General features: G+C 68.5%; 9 protein-coding genes. 5 read left to right on the top strand and 4 right to left on the bottom strand.

Features of this window, described 5'->3' with window-relative positions; translation table 11 throughout:
* Window positions 1-71: 71 nt before the first annotated feature.
* Together JLI01S_RS15505 and JLI01S_RS15500 are read right to left on the bottom strand one after the other, a co-directional pair.
* The gene (locus JLI01S_RS15505; protein WP_068266299.1) at window positions 72-1,103 is read right to left on the bottom strand and encodes a hemolysin family protein; all 1,032 of its coding nucleotides are present in this window, start codon (window positions 1,101-1,103) and stop codon (window positions 72-74) included.
* Window positions 1,100-2,422 carry a hemolysin family protein gene (locus JLI01S_RS15500; RefSeq protein WP_068266295.1) on the bottom strand — a complete coding sequence of 441 codons (1,323 nt, stop codon included), beginning with the start codon at window positions 2,420-2,422 and terminating at the stop codon, window positions 1,100-1,102. The genes JLI01S_RS15505 and JLI01S_RS15500 overlap by 4 nt, the downstream gene beginning before the upstream one ends.
* Before the next feature lie 301 nt (window positions 2,423-2,723).
* Here JLI01S_RS15500 and JLI01S_RS15495 point away from each other — a divergent pair, with 301 nt between their 5' ends.
* The 5 genes from JLI01S_RS15495 to JLI01S_RS15475 all read left to right on the top strand — a co-directional run bounded on the left by JLI01S_RS15495 (window position 2,724) and on the right by JLI01S_RS15475 (window position 9,347).
* Window positions 2,724-3,698 (top strand): ABC transporter ATP-binding protein, encoded by a 975-nt coding sequence (locus JLI01S_RS15495; protein WP_068266293.1) that lies wholly within the window; start codon window positions 2,724-2,726, stop codon window positions 3,696-3,698.
* Window positions 3,695-4,492 (top strand): ABC transporter permease, encoded by a 798-nt coding sequence (locus JLI01S_RS15490; RefSeq protein WP_157075006.1) that lies wholly within the window; start codon window positions 3,695-3,697, stop codon window positions 4,490-4,492. The genes JLI01S_RS15495 and JLI01S_RS15490 overlap by 4 nt, the downstream gene beginning before the upstream one ends.
* Before the next feature lie 197 nt (window positions 4,493-4,689).
* Window positions 4,690-8,457 (top strand): multifunctional oxoglutarate decarboxylase/oxoglutarate dehydrogenase thiamine pyrophosphate-binding subunit/dihydrolipoyllysine-residue succinyltransferase subunit, encoded by a 3,768-nt coding sequence (locus JLI01S_RS15485; protein WP_068266288.1) that lies wholly within the window; start codon window positions 4,690-4,692, stop codon window positions 8,455-8,457.
* Window positions 8,457-8,642, top strand: coding sequence for a DUF6104 family protein (locus JLI01S_RS15480; RefSeq protein ID WP_068266286.1), 186 nt, complete (start codon window positions 8,457-8,459; stop codon window positions 8,640-8,642). Before JLI01S_RS15485 ends, JLI01S_RS15480 begins: the two co-directional genes overlap by 1 nt.
* Before the next feature lie 45 nt (window positions 8,643-8,687).
* Complete coding sequence (locus JLI01S_RS15475; RefSeq protein WP_245634652.1) at window positions 8,688-9,347, top strand: GDSL-type esterase/lipase family protein; 660 nt, start codon at window positions 8,688-8,690, stop codon at window positions 9,345-9,347.
* A 16-nt stretch (window positions 9,348-9,363) separates the two neighbouring features.
* Here the strand turns inward: JLI01S_RS15475 and JLI01S_RS15470 are convergent, their stop codons facing one another.
* Both JLI01S_RS15470 and JLI01S_RS15465 read right to left on the bottom strand, forming a co-directional pair.
* Complete coding sequence (locus tag JLI01S_RS15470; RefSeq protein ID WP_068266282.1) at window positions 9,364-10,647, bottom strand: nucleotide sugar dehydrogenase; 1,284 nt, start codon at window positions 10,645-10,647, stop codon at window positions 9,364-9,366.
* Between the two features lie 77 nt (window positions 10,648-10,724).
* A partial coding sequence (locus tag JLI01S_RS15465) for a dTDP-glucose 4,6-dehydratase (RefSeq protein ID WP_157075005.1) occupies window positions 10,725-11,238 on the bottom strand: 514 nt, incomplete at its 5' end.

Raw genomic sequence — 11,238 nt, 5'->3', positions numbered from 1 at the left:
GGTGCTGGGTACTCACGAGTACCCAGCACCACGCCACCACCTGAGTCGCGTTCAGGTCCTGGGGAAGGGGGTCACCCCCGCTGGGTGGAGTCCGTCACCTCTCCGACGAGCTCCTCGATGACGTCCTCGAGGAAGACCACGCCGCGCACGGAGCCGTCGGCGTCGACGACCCGGGCGAGGTGGGTGCCCGTGCGCTGCATCGTGGCCAGCACGTCCTCGACTTCGTCGTCGGGCAGCACGGTCGCCATGCGGCGCAGGCGTTTGCGCGGGACCGGCTCGCTGCGCTCGGTCTCGTCGGCGTAGAGCACGTCCTTCAGGTGCAGGTACCCCGCGAGCTCGCCGGTGTCATCGATCGTCGGGTACCGCGAGTACCCGTGCTTGGCGACGAGTCGCTCGATGTCGTTGGGTGTCGCGTCGCGCGGGACGGTGATGAGGTCATCGACGAGCACACCGACATCCGCGGCGTTCTTGTCCGAGAACTCCAGAGCAGCGCCGACGAGACCAAACTTCTCGGTCTCGACCAGGCCCTCGCGGTGCGACTCCTGGACGATCTGCTGGACCTCCTCGGCGGTGAAGGCCGACCCGATCTCGTCCTTGGGGTCGATGCCCATCGCCCGGACAAAGGCCTTGGAGACCCAGTCCATGGCGATGATGACCGGCTTGGCAACCTTCATGACCCACATGAGCGGCGGCACGAGCAGGATCGCGGAGCGCTCGGGGCCCGCGATGGCGAGGTTCTTGGGGATCATCTCGCCGATGACGACGTGCAGGTACACGACGATCAGGATCGCCAGGACGAGCGAGGTCGCGTCGGTGAAGGCATCCGGCACGCCCACGCGCTCCATGAGCGGGTGCAGCACGTGGTGCAGCGCCGACTCCGAGATCGCACCGAGCAGCACCGAGCAGATCGTGATGCCGAGCTGGCAGGTCGCGAGGAGGACCCCCGTGTGCTGCAGGGCATCGACAGCAATTGCTGCCCGCTTGTCACCCGCGTCCGCGAGCGGCTCGAGCTGCGAGCGCCGCGCGGACATCGCCGCGAACTCGGCGCCGACGAAGAAGGCGTTGGCCAGCAGGAGCACGACGGTGATGAGTGCGGCGGTCATGCCGACTCCCCCCCTTCGTCTGCGGCGGGCTCTTGCTCGACGAAGCGGAGCCGATCCACGCGACGGGTGTCCATGTCGGCCACGGTGATCTGCCAGCCGTCGATCTCGATGACATCGCCGACCTCGGGCACGCGGCCGAGCTCGGCCATGACCCAGCCGCCGACGGTCTCGTAGGCGCCGCCTTCGGGCACGGGTGCGCCGATGCGGTCACGGACCTCGTCGGGGCGCCACAGGCCGGGCACGGTCCACACGCCGTCGCTCAACTCGCGACCGGTGGTCTGGGCCAGATCGTGCTCGTCGTTGACCTCGCCGACGATCTCCTCCACGAGGTCCTCGAGGGTGACGACGCCTGCGGTGCCGCCGTACTCGTCGACGACGATCCCCATCTGCAGGCCGGAGTCGCGCAGCTGGATGAGCAGCGGGTCCAGGCGCAGGGTCTCGGGGACGACGACAGGATCGATCATCAGCGCGGACACGGGGACCGACTCGCGGCGCTCGTGCGGGACGGCGATCGCCTTCTTGACGTGGACGACACCGTCGACGTCGTCCCAGTCCTCGCCCGTGACGGGGAATCGGGAGTGCCCGGTGCGGCGCGCGAGCGCGACGAGATCCTCTGCGGAGGCGGTGCGGTCGATGGCGCTGGCCCGGTTGCGGGGCGTCATCACGTCGACGGCGGTCTGCTCACCGAAGCCGAGCGAGCGAGCGACCAGCCGACCGGTGCCGGAGTCGAGGGTGCCGGCCTCCACCGAGGTGCGCACGAGCGAGGCCAGCTCGGCGGGGCTGCGGGCAGCGGAGAGCTCCTCCTGCGGCTCGACGCCCATCCGGTGCAGCGCCCAGTTGGCCGAGCCGTTGAGGATGAAGATCAGCGGCTTGAAGAGCACGCCGATGACGCGCATCGGCGTCGCGACGACCTTGGCCGTGCGCAGCGGCACCGAGACCGCGAGGGTCTTGGGCACCATCTCGCCGAGGATCATGGAGAAGGCGGTGGCGATGATCAGCGCCAGGGCACTGCCGGTCGACGCGGCCGCCGTCGTGGGCAGGCCGGCCGCCTCGAGACCCGGCGTGATCAGCTCACCCACCGCGGGCCCGGCGATGTACCCCAGGGCGAGCGTCGTGACGGTGATGCCGATCTGGCAGGCGGACAGCAGCGTCGAGAGGGTGCGAAGGGAGGCCAGCACCGGCTTGGCGCCGGCGTCCCCGTCGTCGACGGCTCGCTGGACCGTGGGCCGGTCGAGCGCGACGAGGGAGAACTCGGCAGCCACGAAGAGGGCGGTGCCCAGCGTGAGGACAAGGGCAAGGACTAAGAGACCGATGGTCATGGTGGGCGAGATTCTACGGGGAATCTGCTGAACGCTCCCTGAGGAGGTCGGCCCCCGATCACAAGTACTGCAGTTCAGCCGGGCGGCAGGGGCGACGCCCCTGAATTTCGGGATCTGCTGACCGGACGGCGCGCGAACTGCAGTACGAACGCGCGACGGGTGGGACTGACGCGCGTGACGACGGACCGGGGGCGAGGGCGCTCCCCCCGTGGGGGGAGCACGGATTCATCCGAGGGGATGATGCCCGGGCGCGCGGCGGCTGCAAGGATTGCGTCGACACCAACAGGATGAGGGGACCAACATGTCCACCACGGGAGCGCGCGTCGAAGTACGCAACCTCACCAAGAGGTTCGGGGGCTTCACCGCCGTCGACGACCTCAGCTTCAGCGTCGAGCCCGGTCGGATCACCGGGTTCCTCGGCCCCAACGGAGCGGGCAAGACGACGAGCCTGCGGATGCTGCTCGGCCTGATCCAGCAGTCCTCGGGCACGGCGACCATCGACGGTCAGACCTACGCCGACCTCGACCAGCCGCTGCGCCACGTGGGCTCGGCGCTCGAGGCCACCAACTTCCACCCGGGCCGCTCCGGCCGGGACCACCTGCGGGTGCTCGCCGCGACGATCGGCGCGCCCGACAGCCGGGTCGACGAGCTCCTCGAGCTCACCGGCATCCCCGCCGCCGCCCGCAAGCGCGCCGGCGGCTACAGCATGGGCATGCGTCAGCGCCTGGGCCTGGCGGCCGCGCTGATCGGTGACCCGCGGCTGCTCGTCCTCGACGAGCCGGCCAACGGCCTGGACCCCGAGGGCATCCGCTGGTTGCGCGGCTTCCTGCGCCACCTCGCCGACGAGGGCCGGACCGTCCTGATCTCCAGCCACATGCTGCAGGAGATCGAGCAGACCGTCGACGACGTCGTCATCATCGCCAACGGCAAGCTCATCAAGGAGGGCACGGTCGGTGACCTGCGTGGCGCCGCGACCTCCCTCGTGCGCACGACCGACACCGACTCGCTCCTCGGGGCGCTGCGCGTCGCCGATGTCGAGGCGACCCGTCAGGACGACGGCGCGATCGTCGCCGAGACCGAGGACCTGCGCCTCATCGGTGATGTCGCGATGCGGGCTGGCGTGCCGGTCCACGAGCTGCGCCCGCTCGCTGCGGACCTCGAGCAGCTCTTCTTCTCCCTCACCGAGGGCACCAACCGCAACCTCGGTGACGCCGAGGGCCAGCCCGTGCCGGTCATGACCGACGCGGTCGACGGCCACGAAGGAGCGAACCAGTGATCGGCGCCATCAAGTCCGAGTTCCGCAAGTTCTTCTCCACCCGGATGTGGTGGGGCATGGCGATCGCCATCCTCCTGGTGAGCGCGCTCTTCGCCCTCGCCTTCGGGTTCCTCTTCACCATGGACCAGTCCGGGGTCCCGCCCGAGGCGCAGATGGACAGCGACCCGACCAATGTCGCCAACTCCGTCTACACCGCGGGCCTGAGCGTCGCATACCTGTTGACCCTCACCGTCGGTGTCATGCACATCGGGAGCGAGTACCGGCACAAGACGATCACGAGCACCTTCCTCGCGACGCCGCGCCGCTTCCGCGTGATGGGGGCCAAGGTCATCTCGCTCCTGGCGATCGGTGCCATGTACGGCGTCGTCTCGCTCATCGGCTCGGTCGGTGTGGGCGCGGTGATCCTCGCGAGCCGCGGCGCCGAGGTCTTCCCGAGCGCGGAGGTCGGGCGCACGCTCGTGCTCAGCCTGCTCGTGCTCGGCCTGTGGGCGCTCATCGGCCTGGGCGCCGGCATCCTGATCCCCAACCAGGTGGCGGCGCTGCTGATCTCGGTCGCGGTCGCGTGGATCGTCGAGCCGCTCATCGGCTTTGGTCTGCAGCTCTTCGACTGGGGCGGTCAGGTCGCGCAGTTCCTCCCGTCGTCCGCGACGCAGGCGATCGTCAGTGGCGTGGACACCAGCGGCATGGGCATGGAGCAGCTCAGCTGGTGGGCGGGCGCCCTCGTCCTCATGGCCTACGCGGCGCTGCTGGCCGGCATCGGGACGTGGATCACCGCACGCAAGGACATCAGCTGACGAGCTGATGCGCTGAGCCACGGGACCGTCCTCCGATCGAAGGGGGGCGGTCCCGTCGTGTCGCGGGGCCCGGGAGTCGGTGAATGGCCTTCGTCACGTTAGGCTGGCTCTGGTGGGGTCCGCGCTGACTTCGGGCCCCTATTCGCGACTGTGACGAAAGAGGCGTATGCGCCGTGCCTGACCCCCAGGATGGCTCCGTGTCCCTGAACGACTTCGGCCCCAACGAGTGGCTGGTCGAGGACCTGTACGAGCAGTACAAGCAGGACCGCAACAGCGTCGACAAGGCGTGGTGGGAGTTCTTCGAGAACTACACGCCGGGTCAGGCCGGCAACAACGGCACCAGCGCGAAGGGGGATGCCCCCGCCACCTCCCAGCCCGCCAAGGCGGAGCCCAAGAAGGCCGCGCCAGCGAAGGCCGAGCCCAAGGCTGCGCCCGCCCCCGCCAAGAAGGCTGAGCCCAAGAAGGCCGAGCCCAAGGCTGAGCCGGCCAAGAAGTCCGAGCCCAAGAAGTCCGAGCCGGCCAAGGCCGACGCCAAGGACGAGGCGGACGAGCCGCAGGACGTGCTCACCCCCCTTCGCGGCGTCGCTGCCCGGGTCGTGACCAACATGGAGGCCTCGCTGGAGGTCCCCGTCGCGACGAGCGTGCGCGCCATCCCGGCGAAGCTGCTCATCGACAACCGCATCGTCATCAACAACCACCTCAAGCGCAGCCGCGGCGGCAAGGTCTCCTTCACGCACCTGATCGGGTACGCCCTGATCAAGGCGCTGCGGTCGATGCCGGAGATGAATGTCGGCTACACGACCAATGACAAGGGCAAGCCCGTCGTCATCCAGCCGGCCCACATCGGGCTGGGCATCGCCATCGACCTGCAGAAGGACGACGGCACCCGTCAGCTCATGGTCCCGGCGATCAAGCCGGCCGAGACGATGGACTTCAGGGCCTTCTGGACGGCCTACGAAAAGGTCGTCGGCAAGGCACGTGACGGCAAGCTGACCGTGGATGACTTCCAGGGCACGACGATGTCGTTGACCAACCCCGGCGGCATCGGGACGGTCCACTCCATCCCGCGTCTGATGAAGGGCCAGGGCGCCATCATCGGCGTCGGCGCCCTCGACTACCCCGCCGAGTGGCAGGGCGCGAGCAACGAGACCCTCAACCGCAACGCCGTCTCCAAGCTGCTGACGCTCACCTCGACGTACGACCACCGCATCATCCAGGGCGCCCAGTCCGGTGAGTTCCTGCGCGTGGTCCACCAGCTGCTGCTGGGCGCCGATGGCTTCTACGACGAGATCTTCGCCAGCCTGCGCATCCCCTACGAGCCGGTGCGCTGGGTCCAGGACATCTCCACCAGCCACGACGACGACATCAACAAGGTCGCTCGCGTGCAGGAGCTCATCCACTCCTACCGGGTGCGCGGCCACCTCATGGCCGACATCAACCCGCTGGAGTACAAGCAGCGTCACCACTCCGACCTGGACATCACGACCCATGGTCTGACCCTGTGGGACCTCGAGCGCCACTTCGCCACCGGCGGGTTCGGCGGCGAGCCCTTCCTCAAGCTGCGCAAGATCCTCGGCATCCTGCGTGACTCCTACTGCCGCACGACCGGCGTCGAGTACATGCACATCCAGGACCCGGCCCAGCGCAAGTGGATGCAGGAGCGCATCGAGATCGGCTACGCCAAGACCACGAGCGACGAGCAGCTGCGCATCCTGCGCCGCCTCAACGCCGCCGAGGCCTTCGAGACCTTCCTGCAGACCAAGTTCGTCGGTCAGAAGCGCTTCTCCCTCGAGGGCGGCGAGTCGGTCATCGCCGTGCTCGACCGGATCCTCTCCCGCTCCGCGGAGGAGGGCTTGGAGGAGGTCTGCATCGGCATGCCGCACCGCGGCCGCCTCAACGTGCTGGCCAACATCGCCGGCAAGTCCTACGGGCAGATCTTCCGCGAGTTCGAGGGCCAGCTGGACCCCAAGTCGGTCCAGGGCTCCGGTGACGTGAAGTACCACCTCGGCACCGAGGGCGAGTTCACCGCCGAGTCCGGCGACACGACCAAGGTCTACCTCGCGGCCAACCCGAGCCACCTCGAGGCGGTCAACCCGGTGCTCGAGGGCATCGTGCGCGCCAAGCAGGACCGGCTCAACCACGGCGGTGAGGACTTCCCCGTCCTGCCGATCCTCATGCACGGTGACGCGGCCTTCGCCGGCCAGGGCGTCGTCGCGGAGACCCTGCAGCAGAGCCAGCTGCGTGGGTACCGCACCGGTGGCACCATCCACGTGGTCGTCAACAACCAGATCGGCTTCACCACCTCGCCCAACTTCAGCCGCTCGTCCGTGTATTCCACGGATGTCGCGCGGATGATCCAGGCGCCGATCTTCCACGTCAACGGCGACGACCCGGAGGCCTGCGTGCGGGTCGCCGAGCTCGCCTTCGAGTTCCGGCAGAAGTTCCACAAGGACGTCGTCATCGACGTCGTCTGCTACCGCCGTCGTGGTCACAACGAGGGTGACGACCCGTCGATGACCCAGCCGCTGATGTACAAGCTCATCGAGTCCAAGCGCTCGGTCCGCAAGCTCTACACGGAGAGCCTCATCGGCCGTAAGGACATCACGACGGAGGAGGCCGACGCGGCGCTGCGCGACTACCAGGCGCAGCTCGAGCGGGTCTTCGTCGAGACCAAGGAGGCCCTCAAGGACTCCCCCGACTCCCCCACCGACCAGCCCGGGACCATTGACGCGCCGGACAACGCCGGTCTGGAGCGGCCCGCCGCGCAGACGAGCGACGCCCCCTCCCGCTCGGCGACGGACACGGCGATCAGCGAGACCGACCTGAAGCACATCGGCGACATGTTCGACTCGCCGCAGGCTGACTTCACGATCCACCCCAAGCTGCAGCAGGCGATGCAGAAGCGCGCCGCCTCGGTGCACGACGGTGGCATCGACTGGGGCACCGGCGAGATGCTCGCGGTCGGTTCCCTCCTCATGGACGGCACCCCCGTGCGTCTGACCGGTCAGGACTCGCGTCGCGGCACCTTCGTGCAGCGCCACGCGGTGCTCATCGACAAGGACACCGGTGAGGAGTGGACGCCGCTGAACTACCTCGGTGGTGGCCAGGCCCGGTTCTGGGTCTACGACTCGCTGCTGTCGGAGTTCGCTGCCCTCGGCTTCGAGTACGGCTACTCCGTCGAGCGCCCCGATGCGCTCGTGGTGTGGGAGGCCCAGTTCGGTGACTTCGTCAACGGCGCGGCCACGATCATCGACGAGTTCATCTCCTCCTCGGAGCAGAAGTGGGGCCAGAACTCCTCGGTCGTCCTCCTCCTGCCGCACGGCTACGAGGGCCAGGGGCCGGACCACTCGTCCGCCCGGATCGAGCGCTTCCTCGCGCTGTGCGCGCAGGAAAACATGACGGTCGCCTTCCCGTCGACGCCGGCGAGCTACTTCCACCTGCTGCGTCGTCAGGCCTACCACCGCCCGCGTCGTCCGCTGATCGTCTTCACCCCGAAGTCGATGCTGCGGCTGAAGGCCGCGAGCAGCCAGCCCGAGGACTTCACGAGCGGCACCTTCCTCCCGGTCCTGCCGGACATGGCCAGCCCCAAGGGAGAGGACGTCACCCGCGTCCTCATCGCTGCGGGCAAGGTGACGTGGGACCTCGAGGCCGAGCGCAAGAAGCGTGAGGACGGCACGACTGCGATCCTGCACCTCGAGCGCTTCTACCCGCTGCCCGGTGAGGTGCTGGCCAACGAGCTGGCCAAGTACCCCAACGCGGACATCGTCCTCGTGCAGGAAGAGCCGGAAAACCAGGGTGCATGGCCCTTCCTGGCCATGAACCTGCCGGCGGACCTCGCAGCCAACGGCGAGACCCGCGCCCTGCGTGCGGTCACTCGCCCGCCGAGCGCCTCCCCGGCGGCCGGTACGGCCAAGAAGCACGCCCAGGAGCAGGCTGACCTGATCGCCCGCGCCTTCGATCGCTGATGTACTTCACCGATCGCGGCATCGAGGAGCTCGCGGATCGGCGAGGTGAGGAGCAGGTCACTCTCGAGTGGGTGAGTGACCAGCTCCGCACCTTCGTCGACCTCAACCCCGAGTTCGAGATTCCTGTCGAGCGACTCGCGTCGTGGCTGGCACGCCTCGACGACGACGAGCTCGACGACGAGTAACGTCGGCCCGTACCCCGCACACACGACCCCCAGGAGCACCCCGACGTGAGCGCCCACCCGATGACGGACGCAGCCGGCAACGAATTCACCCCCAGCGCCACCTTCAGCACGGAGGATGGGCGAAGGGAGATCGCGCTGGTCTTCATCGGCGACAGCTTTGTCGCGGGTGTCGGTGACGAAAAGGCGCTGGGCTGGACCGGTCGGGTCATGGCTCGCACCGAGGTCCCCGGTGCCGTCGTCGCGCACTACAACCTCGGTGTGCGTGGCGAGACCGCCGGCGGGGTCGCCGAGCGCTGGCAGACCGAGGGGGCGCGCCGCTTCCAGGACGTGACCGAGCGGCGCCTGGTCGTGCAGATCGGTCACGCCGACGTGCACGCCGGCACCTCGATCGCCCGGCTGCGGCTCAACCTGGCCAACATCCTCGACGAGGCGTCGAGCCAGGGTGTGGCGGCCTTCGTCGTCGGTCCTCCCCCGGCTGCCGATGCCGAGACCAATGACGCGCTCCGTCAGGTCGTCGAGGCCCAGCGCGACGTCTGCGACCGTCGCGGCGTGACCTTCGTCGACACCTTTGCCCCTCTCGTCGGTCACGACCAGTGGGAGTCCGACATCGCTGCCTCACTCGACGGTGCGCACCCCGGCCAGGCCGGCTATGGCCTGATCGCCTGGCTGGTGCTGCACCACGGGTGGGGCGAGTGGATGGCCTGAAGGTCCTTTCCTTCGCTCAGAGTCGCTGGCTCCCGGGAGCGCGCGGCATCAATCCCTTGAGGTCGAAGATGGCGTGCGCGCTGGGGTCGGCGTAGGCCCGTAACTCGTCGGCTCCCCTCTCCCGGAAGGCATCGTGGGCGACGGCCAGGACGATGCCCTGGTAGGCGCCCTTGACCGGCTCGTCGACCAAGGTGATGCCGTACTCGCGACGGGCCTCCGCGGGATCGGCCCACGGGTCGTGGACGTCCACCGTGAGGCCAAAGCCCTCGAGGTGCCGGACCAGGTCGACGACCCGGGTGTTGCGCAGGTCCGGGGTGTTTTCCTTGAAGGTCAGGCCCAGCACGAGGACCTTGGCGACCCGGACGTCGACCTGCTGGCGGATCATCGCCGAGAGCAGGCCGTCGGCGACGTACTGCCCCATCGAGTCGTTGAGCCGTCGTCCGGCGAGGATGATCTCGGGGTTGTAGCCGACGGACTGCGCCTTGTGGGCCAGATAGTAGGGGTCGACGCCGATGCAGTGTCCGCCCACCAGCCCCGGACGGAAGTGCAGGAAGTTCCACTTCGTACCCGCCGCCTCGAGGACGTCGAGGGTGTCGACGCCGAGTCGGTCGAAGATCAGCGCGAACTCGTTGATCAGGGCGATGTTGACGTCACGCTGGGTGTTCTCGATGACCTTGGAGGCCTCGGCCACCTTGATCGACGACGCCAGGTACGTCCCAGCAGTCACGACGCTCTTGTAGAGGTCGTCGACGAAGCGGGCAGCCTCGGGGGTCGAGCCAGCGGTGACCTTGAGGATCGTCTCGAAGCTGCGCTCCGTGTCCCCGGGGTTGATCCGCTCGGGGCTGTATCCGACGAAGAAGTCCTCGTTGAATCGCAGTCCGCTGATCTCCTCCAGGAGGGGGACACACACCTCCTCCGTGGCGCCCGGGTACACGGTCGACTCGTAGATGACGACGTCGCCGCGGCGGAGCACGCCCGCCACCGTGCAGGACGCGGCGACCAGGGGGGTGAGGTCGGGCTGTCGGTGCTCGTCGACCGGCGTCGGCGTGGTCACGATGTACACGTTGGCTTCCTGCAAGGACGCAGGATCAGTGCTCAAGGTCAACGCACGTACACGGTCCAACTCCGCGGGCGACAGCGCGCGCGTCCTGTCAGCCCCATCGCGCAACTCATCGACCCGCTGCTGGTCGATGTCGAAGCCCGTCACCGGGTAGCGCTTGGCGAAGGACGCTGCCACCGGAAGTCCCACATAGCCGAGACCGACGACCCCGATGTGGATGTTGATCGGAAGAGGAGTCACCTGTTGTTGCTCCTTGCGGCCGGCTCGATTCCCTCGCTGGGAGCGCCAACCACCATGCTATCGACCACGAGGGCCTACTACAGCACCCGCTCCGTCGCGGCGTACCGCGCCTCGGCAGCGGCCTTCTGCGGGCGCCACCAAGCTTCGTTGTCCCGGTACCAGTCGATCGTCGCGGCGAGCCCGGCCTCGAAGTCTCGGTACTGCGGCTGCCAGTCCAGCTCGTCACGCAGCCGGGTCCAGTCGATGGCGTACCGGCGGTCGTGCCCCGGCCGGTCGGTCACGTGGTCGAACTCGTCGCTGCCGCGGCCCATCTGCCGCAGCACGGCCTCGACGACCCGACGGTTGTCGACCTCGCCGTCAGCGCCGATGAGGTAGGTCTCCCCCATCCGGCCACGGTCGATGATCGCCCACACGGCGCTGTTGTGGTCGTCGACGTGGATCCAGTCGCGCACGTTGAGCCCGTCGCCGTAGAGGCGCGGCCTGCGCCCGTCGATGACCTCGGTGACCTGGCGAGGGATGAACTTCTCGACGTGCTGACGTGGGCCGTAGTTGTTGGAGCAGTTGGAGATCGTCGCCTCGACGCCGAAGGAG

It is taken from the genome of Janibacter limosus NBRC 16128 (assembly GCF_001570985.1).
GTDB lineage: Bacteria > Actinomycetota > Actinomycetes > Actinomycetales > Dermatophilaceae > Janibacter > Janibacter limosus.
Note: the sequence above shows the minus strand (reverse complement) of the source record. Positions and strands in the feature narration are given on the sequence as shown.